This is a genomic window from Enterobacter cloacae complex sp. GYL001, from assembly GCF_049237125.1.
Lineage (GTDB): Bacteria > Pseudomonadota > Gammaproteobacteria > Enterobacterales > Enterobacteriaceae > Enterobacter > Enterobacter hormaechei_C.
In genome coordinates this window covers 54,172-72,029 of the sequence record NZ_JBMKGW010000019.1, presented here as the reverse complement: position 1 = coordinate 72,029, position 17,858 = coordinate 54,172, and the positions used below count along the sequence as shown (strand labels likewise).

Annotated in this window: 16 protein-coding genes; 7 read left to right on the top strand and 9 right to left on the bottom strand. The window is 55.8% G+C overall.

The window, feature by feature from the left end; translation table 11 throughout:
- The first annotated feature begins 160 nt into the window (after window positions 1-160).
- Together ACOTWU_RS22205 and ACOTWU_RS22200 are read left to right on the top strand one after the other, a co-directional pair.
- Window positions 161-313, top strand: a complete 153-nt coding sequence (locus ACOTWU_RS22205; protein ID WP_023295770.1) for a Hok/Gef family protein — start codon at window positions 161-163, stop codon at window positions 311-313.
- A gap of 121 nt (window positions 314-434) precedes the next feature.
- Window positions 435-1,109 carry a tetratricopeptide repeat protein gene (locus tag ACOTWU_RS22200; protein WP_015570200.1) on the top strand — a complete coding sequence of 225 codons (675 nt, stop codon included), beginning with the start codon at window positions 435-437 and terminating at the stop codon, window positions 1,107-1,109.
- A gap of 80 nt (window positions 1,110-1,189) precedes the next feature.
- Here the strand turns inward: ACOTWU_RS22200 and gltP are convergent, their stop codons facing one another.
- Window positions 1,190-2,503 carry a glutamate/aspartate:proton symporter GltP gene (gene gltP / locus ACOTWU_RS22195; RefSeq protein ID WP_015570199.1) on the bottom strand — a complete coding sequence of 438 codons (1,314 nt, stop codon included), beginning with the start codon at window positions 2,501-2,503 and terminating at the stop codon, window positions 1,190-1,192.
- 423 nt (window positions 2,504-2,926) lie between these two features.
- On the opposite strand from gltP, the gene acs reads away from it, so the two are divergent.
- The 3 genes from acs (at window position 2,927) to actP (ending at window position 6,974) form a co-directional block, all read left to right on the top strand.
- Window positions 2,927-4,885 (top strand): acetate--CoA ligase, encoded by a 1,959-nt coding sequence (acs, locus tag ACOTWU_RS22190; RefSeq protein ID WP_040117094.1) that lies wholly within the window; start codon window positions 2,927-2,929, stop codon window positions 4,883-4,885.
- Between the two features lie 128 nt (window positions 4,886-5,013).
- Entirely contained in the window at window positions 5,014-5,328 is a 315-nt protein-coding gene (locus ACOTWU_RS22185) for a DUF485 domain-containing protein (RefSeq protein ID WP_220719771.1), read from the top strand.
- A complete protein-coding gene (actP, locus tag ACOTWU_RS22180) occupies window positions 5,325-6,974 on the top strand; it encodes a cation/acetate symporter ActP (protein WP_040117093.1) in 1,650 nt (549 codons plus the stop codon). The genes ACOTWU_RS22185 and actP overlap by 4 nt, the downstream gene beginning before the upstream one ends.
- A gap of 33 nt (window positions 6,975-7,007) precedes the next feature.
- Here the strand turns inward: actP and ACOTWU_RS22175 are convergent, their stop codons facing one another.
- The gene (locus ACOTWU_RS22175; protein ID WP_015570195.1) at window positions 7,008-7,697 is read right to left on the bottom strand and encodes an LrgB family protein; all 690 of its coding nucleotides are present in this window, start codon (window positions 7,695-7,697) and stop codon (window positions 7,008-7,010) included.
- Window positions 7,690-8,100 carry a CidA/LrgA family protein gene (locus tag ACOTWU_RS22170; protein WP_017382632.1) on the bottom strand — a complete coding sequence of 137 codons (411 nt, stop codon included), beginning with the start codon at window positions 8,098-8,100 and terminating at the stop codon, window positions 7,690-7,692. The genes ACOTWU_RS22175 and ACOTWU_RS22170 overlap by 8 nt, the downstream gene beginning before the upstream one ends.
- Window positions 8,101-8,202: 102 nt before the next feature.
- Here ACOTWU_RS22170 and ACOTWU_RS22165 point away from each other — a divergent pair, with 102 nt between their 5' ends.
- On the top strand, window positions 8,203-9,117 hold the full coding sequence (locus ACOTWU_RS22165; RefSeq protein ID WP_032103692.1) for a LysR family transcriptional regulator: 915 nt from the start codon (window positions 8,203-8,205) through the stop codon (window positions 9,115-9,117).
- A gap of 36 nt (window positions 9,118-9,153) precedes the next feature.
- Here ACOTWU_RS22165 and ACOTWU_RS22160 read toward each other — a convergent pair whose 3' ends face one another.
- From ACOTWU_RS22160 to soxR, 4 genes are all read right to left on the bottom strand, one after another.
- Window positions 9,154-10,800: a Na+/H+ antiporter gene (locus ACOTWU_RS22160; RefSeq protein ID WP_003860270.1), complete on the bottom strand. Its 1,647-nt coding sequence runs from the start codon at window positions 10,798-10,800 to the stop codon at window positions 9,154-9,156.
- Window positions 10,801-10,952: 152 nt separating this feature from the next.
- Window positions 10,953-12,302 (bottom strand): guanine/hypoxanthine transporter GhxP, encoded by a 1,350-nt coding sequence (gene ghxP, locus ACOTWU_RS22155; RefSeq protein WP_040117091.1) that lies wholly within the window; start codon window positions 12,300-12,302, stop codon window positions 10,953-10,955.
- Window positions 12,303-12,599: 297 nt separating this feature from the next.
- Entirely contained in the window at window positions 12,600-13,271 is a 672-nt protein-coding gene (locus tag ACOTWU_RS22150) for a glutathione S-transferase family protein (RefSeq protein ID WP_017694715.1), read from the bottom strand.
- Between the two features lie 356 nt (window positions 13,272-13,627).
- The gene (gene soxR / locus ACOTWU_RS22145) at window positions 13,628-14,086 is read right to left on the bottom strand and encodes a redox-sensitive transcriptional activator SoxR (RefSeq protein ID WP_003860275.1); all 459 of its coding nucleotides are present in this window, start codon (window positions 14,084-14,086) and stop codon (window positions 13,628-13,630) included.
- Between the two features lie 98 nt (window positions 14,087-14,184).
- Here soxR and soxS point away from each other — a divergent pair, with 98 nt between their 5' ends.
- A complete protein-coding gene (gene soxS, locus ACOTWU_RS22140) occupies window positions 14,185-14,511 on the top strand; it encodes a superoxide response transcriptional regulator SoxS (protein WP_003860277.1) in 327 nt (108 codons plus the stop codon).
- Between the two features lie 6 nt (window positions 14,512-14,517).
- On the opposite strand, the gene ACOTWU_RS22135 is transcribed toward soxS, so the two are convergent.
- Window positions 14,518-16,083 (bottom strand): EAL domain-containing protein, encoded by a 1,566-nt coding sequence (locus tag ACOTWU_RS22135; RefSeq protein ID WP_126499217.1) that lies wholly within the window; start codon window positions 16,081-16,083, stop codon window positions 14,518-14,520.
- Window positions 16,084-16,347: 264 nt separating this feature from the next.
- Entirely contained in the window at window positions 16,348-17,748 is a 1,401-nt protein-coding gene (locus ACOTWU_RS22130; RefSeq protein WP_032672109.1) for a sensor domain-containing diguanylate cyclase, read from the bottom strand.
- Between the last annotated feature and the right edge of the window lie 110 nt (window positions 17,749-17,858).

The following is a 17,858-nucleotide window of genomic DNA, read 5'->3' as shown; positions in this document are numbered from 1 at the left end:
AAATTAAAAGGTCTGAGTCCAATTGAATATCGAACCCAGACCTATGTGCCTCGTGTTTAACTGTCCAACTTTTTGGGGTCAGTACAACCCGAGGCTACCCCTCAACAACCAACAGGTTGAGAGTAGCCTCTTATTCTTTTTTTCACAAGGAGTAAAAGGCATGACGCCATTAAAAACTACGTTAGGCATCGTCTTTATTATTTGCCTGACGATAGTGATCTTTACCTTTATTACTCGCGATAAGCTCTGCGAGTTTTCAATAAAGAGTGAACATCAGGAGGTGGCGGCGAAATTAGCCTGTAACGCAGGCTAACCTCTTCGGGCGGAACGCGTGTTCCGCCCGGCTTGTGGGATGCTGAGGTCTTAACGCACCCGTTTTTTTCTTCTGTCGCCGCGATTATACTGCGCGGCGTGTACCCAGATGATAAGAATCCATGAAAACCCTTTTTCTGATGTTGTTATTTTTAACCGCGTTTGCCCATGCCGATGAGATAGGCAGCCAGTATAAAAAGCAGGCTGAAGCGGGCGATGCGCGCGCGCAGTATTATCTTGCCGATACCTGGTTCAGTTCCGGCGACAGCGCGCAGGCGGCGCTGTGGGCGGAAAAAGCGGCAAAAGGCGGTGATGTCGACGCCATGGCGCTGCTGTCGCAAATCCACTTTTCGCAGGGTGACTATGCGCAGGCTAAAGCCCTGGCCCAGCAGGCAAACATTGCGGGCAGCAAACGCGGCGCGATCATGCTGGCGCGGGTGCTGGTGAACACGCAGGCGGGCAAAACCGACTACCCGCAGGCCATCGCACTGCTGCAATCGGCGACCGAAGACATCGATAGCGACTCGGCGGTAGACGCGCAACAGCTGCTGGGGCTGATCTATGCCAACGGCGTTGAAGTCCCTCAGGATGACGTGCAGGCCGCGTCGTGGTTCAAGCGGAGTTCGGCTCTGTCCCGGACGGGCTATGCGGAGTACTGGGCAGGAATGCTGTTCAGGCAGGGTGAGAAAGGCTTTATCACACCGAATAAACAGAAAGCGCTTTACTGGTTAAACCTGAGCTGTACCGAAGGGTTTGATACCGGGTGTGAAGAGTTTGATGCGTTGAGCGGGGAGTAACGTGCCGGGTGGCGGCTTCGCCTTACCCGGCCTACAAAACCCGTAGGCCCGGTAAGCGCAGCGCCACCGGGCTTAGAATGTTACTGGTCAGCCGTTTTATCAAAACGACCCAGCACCTCGCGTTCATACGCCAGCGCTTTTTTACGGTCGAACTTGTGTTCCCACTTGGAGATTACCAGCACCGCCAGCGCATTACCCACCACGTTCAGCGCAGTACGCGCCATGTCTAGGATACGGTCCACACCGGCAATAAACGCCAGGCCTTCCAGCGGAATACCGACGCTGCCCAGCGTCGCCAGCAGCACCACGAAGGAGACGCCCGGCACGCCTGCGATGCCTTTTGAAGTCACCATCAGCGTCAGAACCAGCACGATCTCCTGCCACAGCGACAGGTCAATGCCGTACAGCTGCGCGATAAAGATTGCCGCAATACTCTGATACAGCGTCGAACCATCCAGGTTAAAGGAGTAACCCGTTGGCACCACGAAGCTGGTAATGGACGCCGGCGCACCGTAGGCCTCCATCTTCTCAATGATACGCGGCAGTACGCTCTCGGAGCTTGCCGTGGAGTAGGCCAGAATCAGCTCATCCTTCAGGATGCGGATCAGGATCCAGATGCTGAGCCCGCACAGGCGCGCCACAATGCCCAGCACCACCAGCGCGAAGAACAGAATCGCGAAGTGCACCAGAATCACCAGCTTCGCCAGCGGCCACAGGGAGGCAAAGCCGAAGTTCGCTACGGTCACCGCAATCAGCGCGAATACCCCGACCGGCGCATAGCGCATCACCATGTGGGTGACTTTGAACATGGTTTCGGAGACAGATCGGAACACGGTGACCAGCGGTTCACGGTGCGTCGCGGGCAGGGAAGAAAGCCCCAGACCAAAGAGTACCGAGAAGAAGATGATCGGCAGCATCTCGCCCTTCGCCATGGACGCGATAATGTTGGTCGGCACCAGCGAGAGAATAGTCCCCATCAGTCCATGCGAATGGCTCTGCACATCGGCGGTTGTGCTTTGGTATTTCGAAATATCCACCGTCGCCAGCTGCGACATATCGATCCCGGCACCAGGCTGGAACACATTCGCCAGGGTGATGCCAAGAACGATGGCAACCGTGGTGATCACTTCGAAATAGAGAATAGTTTTAACGCCGATGCGGCCTAACTGTTTCGCATCACCGACACCCGCGATACCGACCACCAGCGTCGAGATCACAATCGGCACAACAATCATCTTGATCAGATGAATAAAGATATCGCCCGCAGGGGAGAGAAGGTTCGCAATCAGCCACTCGCGGCTGTCGCTATGATAATGGAGGTAACTGCCCAGCAAGATGCCCAGCACAAGGGCCAGCAGGATCTGCCAGGCCAGGCTGACTTTCAAATTTTTCATAGAAACTGACTTCCTCAATGAAATCTCCGTACCATCAAAACTGCATGAATATGGAGACATACTGAAAGGGTATGAATTGTGTTGCGTTGGTTTATGGGATTTTTTAACGCGCCGTATGAGTATCATTTGCACGGCATGCTGCGCAAGCCTTAAAGAACGAGGCATTTCACTGCAAAAAGTGTCATTGACGGCAATTTATAGCAATTCGCATAAATAACCATTTGTTATACAAAATATTTTCACTTCAAAAAAGTGAATAATTCTTCAGGTGAATTATTTCCCTTCAAAGTTTCATTCGCTCAATTTTCATACTCTTCAGACATTGCGTGATCTGTCGCCCAAATACTAAACAAAGCTTGTAAAGCCCCTACTATTAACGTTTTTGCGACATATTATTAACATCTTACAAGGAGAAAAAAAGCCATGAGCCAAATACACAAACACGACATTCCCGCAAACATTGCGGACCGTTGCCTGATAAGCCCGGAGCAATACCAGGAGAAATACCAGCAGTCCGTTTCCAGCCCTGACGCGTTCTGGGGTGAGCAGGGCCACATCCTCGACTGGATCAAACCTTATCAGAAGGTAAAGAACACCTCTTTCGCGCCGGGCAACGTCTCCATTAAATGGTATGAAGACGGCACGCTGAACCTGGCGGCGAACTGCCTGGACCGCCATCTTGCTGAACGCGGCAACGAAACGGCCATCATCTGGGAAGGCGACGATGCCTCTCAGAGTAAACACATCTCGTATAAAGAACTTCATCGCGACGTGTGCCGCTTTGCCAACGTGCTGCTGGCCCAGGGCATTAAAAAAGGCGATGTGGTGGCGATCTATATGCCAATGGTGCCGGAAGCCGCCGTGGCTATGCTGGCCTGCGCGCGCATCGGCGCGATCCACTCCGTGATCTTCGGCGGTTTCTCGCCGGAGGCGGTTGCCGGGCGTATTGTCGACTCAAATTCGAAGCTGGTGATCACCGCTGACGAGGGCGTGCGCGCCGGGCGCGGTATTCCGCTGAAGAAAAACGTTGATGAAGCGCTGAAAAACCCGAACGTAAAATCCATCAACAACGTCATTGTCCTCAAGCGCACGGGCGGCAAAATCGACTGGCACGAGGGGCGCGACCTGTGGTGGAGCGATCTGATTGAAAACGCGAGCGACCAGCATCAGCCGGAAGAGATGAACGCGGAAGATCCGCTGTTTATCCTGTATACCTCCGGCTCCACCGGTAAGCCGAAAGGCGTGCTGCATACCACCGGCGGTTATCTGGTCTATGCGGCCACCACCTTTAAATACGTTTTCGACTATCATCCGGGCGACATCTACTGGTGTACCGCCGACGTGGGCTGGGTCACCGGTCACAGCTACCTGCTGTACGGCCCGCTGGCCTGCGGCGCAACGACGCTGATGTTTGAAGGCGTACCGAACTGGCCGACCCCGGCGCGTATGTGCCAGGTGGTTGATAAGCATCAGGTCAACATTCTCTATACCGCGCCAACGGCGATCCGTGCGCTAATGGCGGAAGGCGATAAAGCCATCGAAGGGACCGACCGCTCTTCCCTGCGTATCCTCGGCTCCGTGGGCGAGCCGATCAACCCCGAAGCCTGGGAGTGGTACTGGAAGAAGATCGGCAACGAGAAGTGCCCGGTGATGGATACCTGGTGGCAGACCGAAACCGGCGGCTTCATGATCACCCCGATGCCGGGCGCCACGCAGCTGAAAGCCGGTTCGGCCACCCGTCCGTTCTTCGGCGTGCAGCCTGCGCTGGTGGATAACGAAGGCAATCCGCAGGAAGGCGCTACCGAGGGCAACCTGGTGATCGTCGATTCCTGGCCTGGCCAGGCGCGTACCCTGTTCGGCGACCATGAGCGCTTCGAGCAGACCTACTTCTCGACCTTCAAAAACATGTACTTCAGCGGCGACGGCGCGCGCCGGGATGAAGACGGTTATTACTGGATCACCGGACGCGTGGACGACGTGTTGAACGTTTCCGGCCACCGTCTGGGTACGGCGGAAATTGAATCTGCGCTGGTGTCGCATCCGAAAATTGCCGAAGCGGCGGTTGTCGGCATTCCTCACAACATCAAAGGCCAGGCGATCTACGCCTACGTCACCCTGAACCACGGCGAAGAGCCGTCGCCAGAGCTGTATACCGAGGTGCGCAACTGGGTGCGTAAAGAGATCGGCCCGCTTGCCACGCCGGACGTGCTGCACTGGACCGACTCGCTGCCGAAAACCCGTTCCGGCAAGATTATGCGCCGTATCCTGCGCAAAATCGCGGCGGGCGACACCAGTAACCTCGGTGATACCTCAACGCTGGCCGATCCTGGCGTGGTGGACAAACTGCTCGAAGAGAAGCAGGCCATCGCAATGCCTTCCTAGTGTTTTCTCCCTCTCCCCGTGGGAGAGGGCCGGGGTGAGGGCATCAGACCGCACCTTCCTCCCCTCACCCTCTCCCCACAGGGGAGAGGGGATAAAAACAAACCAACCTTACTTCTGGAGACTCTGTGATGAATAAAGATATTTGTCAGCAGATAGAGAATAGTGCGCACTACAGGGAGCTCGTCGAAAAACGGCAACGGTTTGCCTTCATCCTTTCCATCATCATGCTGATTATCTACGTCGGCTTTATTCTGCTGATCGCCTTTGCGCCGCACTGGCTGGGCACCCCGCTGCATGAGGGTACCAGCGTCACGCGCGGTATTCCGATTGGGATTGGCGTGATCATCATTTCGTTTGTGCTCACGGGTGTGTACGTCTGGCGTGCGAACGGTGAATTCGATCGTCTTAACAGAGAAGTTCTGCGCGAGGTAAAAGCATCATGAAGCGAGTCCTGACGGCGCTAGCCGCCACACTTCCCTTTGCTGCCCATGCGGCAGATGCCCTTACCGGCGAGGTTCAGCGCCAGCCAACCAACTGGCAGGCGATTATCATGTTCCTGATTTTCGTGGTGCTGACGCTGTACATCACCTACTGGGCGTCGAAACGCGTACGCTCCCGTAACGATTACTACACCGCGGGCGGCAATATTACCGGCTTCCAGAACGGGCTGGCGATCGCGGGGGACTTTATGTCCGCCGCCTCGTTCCTTGGGATCTCCGCGCTGGTGTATACCTCAGGGTATGACGGCCTGATCTACTCCCTCGGGTTCCTGGTGGGCTGGCCAATCATTCTGTTCCTGATTGCCGAGCGCCTGCGTAACCTGGGGCGCTATACCTTTGCTGACGTCGCCTCCTATCGCCTGAAGCAGGGGCCGATTCGTACCCTCTCCGCCTGCGGTTCGCTGGTGGTGGTGGCACTCTATCTGATCGCCCAGATGGTCGGCGCGGGCAAACTGATCGAGCTGCTGTTCGGCCTGAACTACCACGTCGCGGTGGTGCTGGTCGGCGTGCTGATGGTGATGTACGTCCTGTTCGGCGGCATGCTGGCCACCACCTGGGTACAGATCATCAAAGCGGTACTACTGCTGTTCGGCGCCAGCTTTATGGCCTTTATGGTGATGAAGCACGTCGGGTTCAGCTTCAATAATCTGTTTACCGAAGCGATGTCAGTGCACCCGAAAGGGGAAGCGATCATGAGCCCGGGCGGGCTGGTTAAAGATCCGATATCCGCGCTCTCGCTCGGTCTCGGCCTGATGTTCGGTACCGCTGGCCTGCCGCATATCCTGATGCGTTTCTTCACGGTGTCAGATGCACGTGAAGCGCGTAAAAGCGTGTTCTACGCCACCGGGTTTATGGGCTACTTCTACATTCTGACCTTTATCATCGGCTTCGGCGCAATCATGCTGGTGGGGGCAAACCCGGCGTTTAAAGACGCGGCGGGCGCGCTGATCGGCGGTAACAACATGGCGGCGGTGCATCTGGCCGACGCGGTGGGCGGCAACCTGTTCCTCGGCTTTATCTCTGCCGTGGCCTTTGCCACCATCCTCGCGGTGGTTGCAGGGCTGACGCTGGCCGGTGCGTCTGCGGTATCGCATGACCTCTACGCCAACGTCTTCCGCAAAGGCGCGAGCGAGCGCGATGAGCTGAAAGTCTCCAAAATCACCGTGCTGGTGCTGGGCGTTGTCGCCATCCTGCTGGGGATTTTGTTCGAGAAACAGAACATCGCCTTTATGGTCGGGCTGGCCTTCTCGATTGCGGCAAGCTGTAACTTCCCGATCATTCTGCTCTCCATGTACTGGTCAAAACTGACCACCCGTGGGGCGATGATCGGCGGCTGGCTGGGCCTGCTGACGGCGGTGATTCTGATGATCCTCGGCCCGACCATCTGGGTGCAGATCCTCGGTCACGAAAGCGCTATCTTCCCGTATGAATACCCGGCGCTGTTCTCCATTGCCGTGGCGTTTATCGGGATCTGGATCTTCTCTGCCACCGATAATTCACCGGAGGGTAACCTGGAGCGTGAAAAATTCCGCGCCCAGTTTATCCGCTCGCAAACCGGCCTGGGCGTTGAGCAGGGCCGCGCGCACTAAGCCTTTTCTCCCCGGTCGCTCTGGCCGGGGAGCTTAAAACATCACCCACGCCACCAGCGGCGCAATCAGCACCATCGTGACGCCCGAAAGCATCATCACCAGGCTCGCGACAACGCCCTCCTGCTGTCCCAGCTCATACGAACGTGCCGTCCCCGCCCCGTGCGACGCCGCACCAAACCCCGCGCCTTTCGCCATCCCTTCGCGAATGGAAAGCCGCAGAAACAGCACATCCCCCACTGCCATGCCGAACACGCCCGTCACCACCACAAACAGCGCCACCAGATCCGGCTGGCCACCGAGCGGTTTGGCGGCTGCCAGCGCAAACGGCGTGGTCACCGAACGCACCGCCAGGCTGCGCTGGATTTCATCCGACAGGGTAAACAGCCGCGCCAGCCAGACCGAGCTGCACACCGCCACCACCGTCGCGGTGACGACGCCCGCGCTGAGTGACATCCAGTGGCGTCGGATAATAGCGAGGTTGTCATAAACGGGTACGGCGAAGGCGATGGTCGCCGGGCCGAGCAGCCACAGTAGCCAGTGGGATTCGCCAATGTAGTTCTGCCAGGAGATATGGCCGAAGACCAGCATCAGCACCAGCAGGATCGGCGTAAAGACCAGCGGCATCAGCGGCAGCGCGCGAAAGCGGCGATACAGGCGCTTGTTGGCAAAGTAGATGACGACTGTCGCAATCAGGCACAGCACGCTTATCTGAAAGTTAGTCATGCTTCTGCCTGCTGATTTCAAAGCGATACACTTTATCCACCACCCAAGCGGTGGCGCCCAGCACCATCATCGTGCTCAGGGCGATAACCGCAAAGATGCGCCAGCCGTCGACCATCAGCAGCTGGGCATAGTTCACCACCGCCACCACGGCCGGCACAAAGAACAGCAGCATCTCCGCCAGCAACCAGCGTGCGCCGGCCCGCACCCAGCTAAGGGGCAACGCGCGACAGAGGATCAGCGTCAGCAACAGCACCATCCCCACCAGGTTGGCGGGTAAAGGCAGATGCAGCCAGTCGACAAGATATTCCGCGAAAACAAACAGTCCCGCGTAAAGCAGTACCTGAACCGGTACCTGGAGTCGTTGAACAACGGCAGGCGTAACACGGCTTAACGCCACGGCCATGGGGGTTTTCCTCAGAAATGAGACGAGGCGCCAGTATAGTGAGCGTACGGTATCGACTGAAATGAATTAAAATCATCGAAGGTATAGTTTCGAGGAATAATCATGGACATAAGAACGCTGCGCTATTTTGTCGAGGTGGTTCGCCAGCAAAGTTTTACCCGCGCAGCGGAGAAGTTATTCGTAACCCAGCCAACCATCAGCAAGATGCTGAAAAACCTCGAAGATGAGCTGAACTGTACCCTGCTGATCCGCGACGGGCGCAAGCTGCTGCTGACCGATACCGGTCGCGTGGTGTTCGAGCGCGGGCTGGCAATTCTGGCGGAGTTCCGCCAGCTGGAGGCCGAGCTTGGGGACATCAACCATCTGACAAAAGGGCTGCTGCGGCTCGGTATTCCGCCGATGGTCGGCATGATGATGGCCGGTCCGATAAGCCTGTTTCGTCAGCGCTATCCCGGCGTTGAGCTAAAAATTTCTGAATTTGGCGGCCTGACCGTGCAGCAGGCGGTGATGAACGGTGAACTGGACGTGGCCATGACGGCCCTTCCCGTGGAGGAGGAAAGCGGCCTGGCGACGCTGCCTCTGTTCAGCCACCCGCTGTGCGTGCTGGTGCCGCGCTCCGGCGACTGGCTGAAGATTGAGTCAGTAAAACCCGAGCTGCTCGGCGAACACCCGCTGCTGATTTACAACGAAGATTTTGCCTTAAGCCGCCAGCTGATGGCGCTGTTTAACCAGCATAACGTGAAGCCGCGCATTGCGGTGCGCAGCGGCCAGTGGGATTTTCTGGCGGCGATGGTACAGGCGGGCGTGGGGATTGCCATTTTGCCGCAGCCGATCTGCGAGCGGCTGGATAAAAATACGCTGCGCTGGATCCCGCTGGAGAGCGACCTGCACTGGCAGCTGGGGATGATCTGGCGTGAAGGGGTCTATCTGTCGCACAGCGCCCAGGCGTGGTTGCAATGCTGTGAGGGGTTTTGGGTACCCTCTCCCACAGGGAGAGGGTACCGATCGAGCACGTAGGCCCGGTAAGCGCAGCGCCACCGGGCAATTACAGCGCTACTGATTCTCTATCAACAACGCTTCCAGCAGATCCAGATCGTGCAGCAGCTTTTGCAGCGTCTCGTTGCTGATCTGCCGCGTCGCGCGCAGGTGATACAGCTCGGCACGCTCGGAGCGCAGCGCCGCCAGGCGGAAACGGCGTTCGAGGTTCTCTTCCTGCAACGAACTTTCCACGTCGTTACGTCCGTCAGCACGGCGACGCAAATTACCGATCACGCGTGAACTGACTTCCTTCAGCAGCTGGTTATCAATGTTCTCTTCGGCATCGGCGGCCAGACGCTCCTCCATCTTCTCGATGGCGACAATCGCCACTTCCGCCGTCGCCGCACGGGCAATCCGCTCTTCTTTGTGCTGTTGCGAGGAGTCCCCCGCGTCAATATGTTGCAGCAGAATCGGCAGCATAATCACGCCGACAAACAGGGAGAAGAGGATCACCCCCGCCGCCAGGAACACCAGCTCGTAGCGCGCCGGGAAGACGTCACCCGTCGGCAGCAGCAGAGGAATGGAGAGGACACCAGCAAGGGTGATCGCCCCGCGCACGCCCGCGAAAGAGGCAATCAGCAGCTCGCGCGTGGTCCACGAGCCAAACTCCATCGGCTTTTTGGTCAGGAAGCGAACGCTGAATTTCTTCATCGTCCACAGCCAGCCGAAACGCACCAGCATCAGTGCAAGGTAGATGAGCACGATATCGGTAAACAGCATCCAGACTTCAACGTTTGGATCCGCTTCGGCCGCAATCAGCGAGGATTCCATAATGCCCGGCAGTTGCAGGCCCAACAGCAGGAACACCATGCCGTTAAACACAAACTCGAGCATAGCCCAGGTACTGTTCGCGCGCAGGCGCATCGCCAGCGGCGCGCGCCGCATAACGCCGGAGCGGGTGATGGTCATCCCCGCGGCTACCGCCGCCAGAATGCCCGACACGCCAATGTGTTCGGCAATCAGGTAAGAGGCAAACGGCAGCAGGAACAGCAGGACGATCTGCGTCGCCGGTTCATCACCACCCCAGCGGCTAAGGAAGCGCAGCGAGCGTCCGTACAGCCAGCTCACTACGAAGCCCGCGAGGATACCGCCAATCGCCACCTTGAAGAATTCCAGGGTCGCGCCGCCGACGGTAAAGACCATGGTGCCCATGGCAACCGCCACGGCAAACTTCAGGGCGACCAGGCCAGAGGCGTCGTTCATCAGCGCCTCGCCCTGCAAAATGCCCATGATTTTCTTTGGAATGCGCCCTTCGCCCACAATGCCGGACAGCGCCACGGCGTCGGTAGGCGACAGCACGGCGGCCAGCGCAAAGGCGGGTATGAGCGGGATCCCCGGTACGGCCCAGTAGATCAGAAAACCAATCCCGACCACGGTGACCACCACCAGCGCCAGCGCCAGGCCGAAGATCTCTCGCCCGTGCTCCAGAAATTCGCGCGTCGGCGTTTTCCAGCCATCGGCAAACAGCAGCGGCGGGATAAACAGCACGAGGAACAGTTCCGGATCGAACTCCACGTGCAGACCGAACGTCGGCCACGCCAGCAGCGCACCGATAGCTATTTGCATTAAAGGCAGGGGGACCTGGAAGGGCAGTACGCGTGTAACCACCCCGGATAATGAGACCACAAGGGTCATGATGAGTATTGTGAAGAAAATTTCCATGCGTTCCCTGTTTGCTGTGTTTCTTATATGCCAAACCTGAGGCGTCGTGCCTCTTATTCTATCCTCTCCAGAGTAACGTAAAAGGCAACAGGATGAGTCCTGAAAATAAAAACGGGCGGCCTGAGCCACCCGTTTTCGCATAAAAAGTCAATTCAGATGGCCCAGCCGCCCGCGTAGAACGCCACCAGCGCAACGGCGATGACCACGGTACCGATGTTCAGCTTACGCCACTCACCGGAGACCAGACGCCCAATCACCAGCGAGGCGAAACCGATCATAATGCCGGTCACGATGTTACAGGTCAGCACGATGAATACCGCAGTGATCAGGCCGGACATGGCATCAACAAAATCCGCGAAGTCGATTTTCGCCACGTTGCTCAGCATCAGCAGGCCGACGTACATCAGCGCAGGTGCGGTCGCGTAAGCCGGCACCAGATAAGAGAGCGGAGAGAGGAACAGGATCAGCAGGAATAGCACGCCAACGGTGATGGCCGTCAGGCCGGTTTTACCGCCTGCCGCCGTACCCGCTGCGGACTCAATGTACACCGCCGCAGGCGCCGCACCCACCAGGCCAGAGAAAACGCTGCTCAGGGAGTCGGTGGTCAGCGCTTTGCCGCCGTCAATAATCTGTCCGTCTTTATCCAGCAGGTTAGCCTGACCGGCCACCGCGCGGATGGTGCCCGTGGCATCAAACACCGCGGTCATTACCAGCGCCAGCACGCTTGGCAGGATCACCGGGTTCAACGCGCCCACAATATCCAGGCTGCCAATCAGGGAGTTACCTTTGTCATCGCTCAGCGACGGCATAGCGAAAATCCCGGAGAAATGAACGGTCGGGTCGAAGATCAGGCCGACGATGGACACGCCGATAATGGTCAGCAGAATGCCGCCCGGCACTTTCAATTTTTCCAGGCCAATGATCACCGCCAGACCCACCAGCGACATGATCACCGGGAAGCTCGCGAAGTTACCCAGCGCAACCGGCAGGCCGTCCAGCGGGTTCTTGATGACCAGACCCACGCCGTTGGCAGCGATCAGCAGCAGGAACAGGCCAATACCGATGCCGGTGCCGTGCGCCACGCCCTTCGGCAGGTTGCGCAAAATCCAGCTACGAATGCCGGTTGCTGAAATTACGGTGAACAGCACGCCCATCAGGAACACGGCGCCGAGCGCTACCGGGACGCTGATATGCTGGCCCAGCACCAGGCTGAAGGCGGTAAACGCGGTCAGGGAGATGGCGCACCCGATCGCCAGCGGCAGGTTCGCCCACAGGCCCATCACAATCGAACCCACACCCGCAACCAGGCAGGTGGCAACGAAGACCGCCGCTGGCGGGAAGCCCGCTTTGCCGAGCATGCCTGGCACCACGATGACGGAGTACACCATCGCCAGAAACGTGGTCAGACCGGCAACAACTTCCTGGCGCACGGTGCTGCCGCGAGCAGAAATTTTAAACATGGCGTCAAGTGAACCGCCGGTACGCGCAGATGGCGTAGACATAGAAAACATCCCCTGAAAATTTTTATTGAAAGTCCGTAAGCGTGGTGGAGACTCCACTGCCAGCGAAACGTCAAATCCTTGTGCTGCGTTTGCGACGAAAGGGGCGTCACAAAAAAAGCAAACGTTTAGCTCCGCGCTTACAAAACGGGTGGTCAAATGTAGGCAAACGATTATCTAGCCTAATACCCGCCCTTTTCAACTGAACTTTCTCGTTTTTCGCTAAAATTGCCTCATGACGATGAAGAATTAAGCAGAGGATGCGCAAACGTTATCGTCCATGCGCAATTTCGTTACATTTCATCCCTCGCCGGGGATTGTCAGCGGGCCGCCTTTCGCAAGCGTTGTCTGCCAGCCCGGACGTGCCTCCACTCTCTGTTTCCACGCCGCTATGTGGTCGAGATTGTCAATGCCGCCTCTCGCCAGCAGGGCGAAGAGGGGAAAACTCATCTGGATATCAGCCATGGTCAGCGTGTCGCCGGCAAACCAGCTGTTTTCGGCAAGATGATCGTTAATAAAGCGCGCATGCGTTTCCAGCTGGCGGTTGAGATACGCTTTTTGCACCCCCTGCCCCAGCGCCTTACCCAGCGTGCGCAGGCCAAACGGGACGGGTGGTTTGCCGAGGCTGTTAAACACCAGCTTCATTAACAGTAGCGGCATCAAAGACCCTTCGGCGTAATGCAGCCAGAAGCGATACTGCACTTTATGGGCGGGATCTAACGGTTTGAATCGTGACGCCGAATCGTACGTTTCCTGAAGATATTCCAGAATCGCGCCTGATTCGGCCAGCACCAGTCCGTTATCTTCCAGTACCGGGGATTTCCCCAGCGGATGCACTTTTTTGAGCGAATCCGGTGCAAGCATGGATTTCTCGCGCTGGTAGCGCACAATCTCATACGTCAGACCCAGCTCTTCCAGCGCCCAGAGGACGCGATGTGAACGAGACTGATTAAGGTGGTGGACCGTTAGCATGATGTTCTCCGGTGATTCATACTTTTTAACTATAGAAAACTGAACAACTTCACGAAAAAAATTCGGCTAAAATCTCACCGTCTCCGGTGGCAAAAACGGCGGCCGGGCATAGAATTAAAGTGTCAGTACAAACCGGAACCTCCTCTACAAGCTCGACACGAGGGGTACTGATGTCGGGGGAAACCCTCCCGTGATCCAGCGGGATAGAGAGAAAGACAAAGACCGGAAAAAACTAAAGCGCCCTTAGTGGCGCTTTAGTTCTTTATGCTTGTTGCCGGGTGGCGGCTGCGCCTTACCCGGCCTGCAAAACCGAGAGTGTAGGACGGGTAAGCGAAGCGCCACCCGGCAAACACCTCTCAATCCTCCTCCAGCAACCGCGCCCCCGTTCCCTGCTCGCCCAGCCTGTCACCCGGGTTACGTAGCGGACAATCGCTGCGTGATAAACACCCGCAACCAATGCAGCCGTCCAGCTCATCGCGCAGGGCCACCAGCGTGTGAATACGACGATCCAGCTCTTCTCGCCACTGGGACGACAGCTGCTTCCACTCCTTCGCGCTCAGCGAGTGCCCTTCCGGCAATACGCCGAACGCGTCACCGATGGTGGCCAGAGGAATGCCGATACGTTGCGCAATTTTGATGATCGCCACGTAGCGGAGCACATCGCGGGTGTAGCGCCGCTGGTTTCCGGCGTTACGGATACTTTTTATTAACCCTTTGCTTTCATAGAAGTGGAGTGCCGACACCGCCACACCGCTTCGCTTAGCCACTTCACCGGGGGTTAACAGCGCTTTGATGCGCGGTAATCTCTTTTCCATAAAACCTCTTTACCTCAAGTTAACTTGAGGAATTATACTCCCCCGCAGAGAAAACGACGAATCAACCAGGACAGATGTCTCCACAGAGGGGTAACCTTATGTCGCATCAGCAAATTATTCAGACACTTATTGAATGGATTGATGAACATATCGACCAGCCGTTGAACATTGATGTGGTCGCTAAGAAGTCGGGCTATTCGAAATGGTATTTACAGAGAATGTTCCGCACCGTAATGCATCAAACGCTGGGTGATTACATTCGCCAGCGCAGGCTCCTGCTGGCGGCGCAGGCGTTACGCTCCACGCAGCGGCCCATTTTTGATATCGCAATGGATCTGGGCTATGTGTCGCAGCAGACCTTTTCCCGCGTCTTCCGCCGCGAGTTTGACCGTACGCCGAGCGACTACCGCCATCAGCTCAATTAATGCGTGTTAACGCAAGGGTTGCTGCTGCCAGGCCATAAATGCCTGGGGCGGCATCGCTTTCGCGAAGTGCCATCCCTGACAATACTGCACGCCACGCTTCAGTAACCAGCTCACCTGCTCCCCCGTCTCGACCCCTTCCGCAATGGTTTTCAGCCGCAGGCTTTGCGCCATCTCAATGATGTGCTCGGCAATCAGGTGGCTGGTGCTGTTGGTGGTTAAGGTATCGATAAAGGATTTGTCGATTTTCAGGATATCGACGTTCAGCGAATAGAGGTTATGCAGGTTAGAGTAGCCGGTTCCGAAATCATCAATCGCCACTTCATACCCCGCCTGGCGAAACGCCTGAATGACCGGCGTAGTTTTTGGCACGTCAATAAACCCCCGCTCCGTCACCTCAATTTTGATTTGCTGCGCGCGAACCGAGTAAAAGCGGACTTTGTCGGAGATCAGGGCGATAAGACGCGAAGAGTGAAAATCCGACGCCGACAGGTTAATCGAGACATACAGATCGGGATGAGCGGCAAGAAAATGGCCCAGATCGCTGAACACCTCCTCCACGACGTAATCCGTAATGCGCTCAATCATCCCCTCTTTTTCTGCCAGGGGAATAAATTCCGCCGGGCTCATAACCTGACCGTTGAATCCAGGCCAGCGCAACAACGCCTCTGCCCCCACGCACTGGTTATTTTTAATATCAATAATGGGCTGATAATGGACGCACAGCTGGCGTTTATTGAGCGCCCGGTGCAGAAGTCGGCCAGGCGAATTGAATTCACGGTGTGTACGCGACCACACCAGCAGAATAATAATGCTGCAAATTATCCCCAGCGGTAGCGTCAGGGTAGCCTGATGAAAAAGCATTTTATAAAAACGGGCGCTGGAGGTTGAAACGATGGCCGCAATCGGCCGCTGCCCGGATTTCACGATCGTATAAAAACGGTCATCTTTCTGAAAAGTCGTTTCCTGATGTCGAAGCATCGAATGCAATAAAGAAATATTAGCTTTCTGGCTTACAGAAAAGAATGCATTGCTGATGGTGTCATACACCCCCCACGACAGGGAACGATCGTCTGACATCACCTCACTGTACGAAAGCGGGTTGACCACTGCGACATAATTTCCGCGCTGCATATATATCATTTTATAACCATCAAAAAATGGCGTATCGCGAAAATAATAGATAGCAACGTCGGGTTTACGTGTGTAATTGGCAGCGGGAATGGTGTAAGGATGATCCGGCGTAAAAAGGGTCGAGCAGAGAAACGACTGGCCTTCAGCATAAATTAAATCGGCAACAAAAAGACGACCGCGGGAAACGTTCAACATATATTGACGATGCTCCGGCGTACACACTTTTCCCTGATATTTTTCCGCGTCTTCCCGGGCCAGATCAACCTGTTGAATAACCCGTTCAGTTTTGTTTAAAGCAAGTTCAGCAAACGTGCGCAGCTGGGCGCTGATTTCCGACACGGCTCTAAGCTGGGCAAACCATAGCGCAAGCATCACCGGCAGCATAACTACCATGATAATCCCGACCACTTTGAGCATGTTGCGCAGCGCGCTACGATTCATTTCCCGCTCTGTATCCCTGCATGTTGTACGCCTGTAGCAATGAAGCCGGCTGCTTTGATAAACAGGTGATTACGTTGCATGAATCATGGGAAGTTAGCAACTGACTTTTGGTATTAAAAATCCTAAAATTCGTGATGCCGATAATATTTTCCCGTAAGCCAAACTAAAAGTATTCATTTCGTTTCTGATAAGGAAAATAATTACCCGCGACAGGTGTGGAAAATTCGCTGGCTGAAATAGCCTGCTCTTTGTTCTTATGCTGATTTATAAATAATCAGACGCCAGGACCGTTTTTCCTCTTCCCGTACGCTTGGCGTCATATAATGCCTTATCGGCACGCATCAGTATGGCAGAAGTATCCCGTTGCCCCTGACAGACTTCAACCACCCCGGCGCTGAAAGAGAGTACCAGCGTTTTATCGCCCACACGCAGCGGTTTTGAGATCAGCGCGGCACGCAGCCGGGAAGAGAGCAACGTAGCGGCCATACCATCCGTGTGCGCCAGCAGAAGAACAAACTCTTCGCCCCCCACCCGTCCCAGCGCCGACCCTGCCGGGCTCACCTCGCGAATACGGTCGCAAAAGTGGATCAATGCCGCATCGCCAACCTGATGTCCCCACCGATCGTTGATCTGCTTGAAATAATCGAGATCGAACATCAGGAGACAGAAGTGGCTACTGACATCCTGCGGCGAACTGGCTGCCAGCGCTATTTTGAGACGCTGTAAGATTGTCGAGCGATTCAGACAGCCCGTCAGATCGTCCGTGGTGGCTTTGACGGTCAGCTGCTGTTCTGCTTTTTTACGTTCGGTGATATCCAGGCCAATGTTGAGAATGGAGTTATCCGGCAAAAGGATGTTTGACCAGAGAATGGTTAACTGCGTCCCGTCTTTACGCACCGGGTGCCATTCGTACATATCCTTAAGTGGTGCGAAACGAACCGACTCCTGCACGCGCTGTCGCTCCTCAGGATCCGGGTAAAACAGGGCCAGCGGATCGGGATGCTCGCCGATTTCAGTCATACTCCAGCCAAAGACTTTTTCGCATTCGGCATTCCACAATACACACCGGTTATGCCTGTCAAAGGCATTCATTAATACCGGAGCACGCTCAAATAAGGTTTTATATTGCGTGACGACGCGCTGCATTTCCTGCGCCGTTTTTTCCCGCACGATGATGTCATCAAAATAATCTTTTAGCTTCTCAACCAATACCACCACGATATTTTTCAATATCGGCAACGAGGTCAGTTTTTCATTAAAAGCCAAAAAGAAATAACCACTGCACTGTCTGCCATGCGCTGAGAATTTACACAGCACGCCGCTTTGCAGCCGCGCATAGCCTGGGTGCTGAGGGGAAAATACCGCCCGGCCAATATGCTCTTTCCAGTAGATCACCCGCCAGGCGCGCTGATGCCGCTGCAACAGGGTGCTGGCAAGAAAATCCGCCACGTTAAAGGCGTGACACGTCACGTCGCCGGCACAAACCACGCGCGGCCCGTCTGCGGATTCGACACTGACCCATGAGAGATTTGCCCCCAGTGCGCTGTTGATAATTTCCAGCATTTCAACCGGCGAACACTGCGCGTTGAGTTGCGGCATCAGCTTCGCCAGGGCATGCAGCGCCTGCATGCTGTCGTTAATAATCTCGCGTCTTTTTTCTTTCATTATCTTTTCGCAGGTCATTAATCGAGAGAGCAACCGCAATAATTCATATCTGAATAAAAGAATAAGACCACGAAATCAAAGAGCATGCCGAGTGTAAAACAAAGAATACA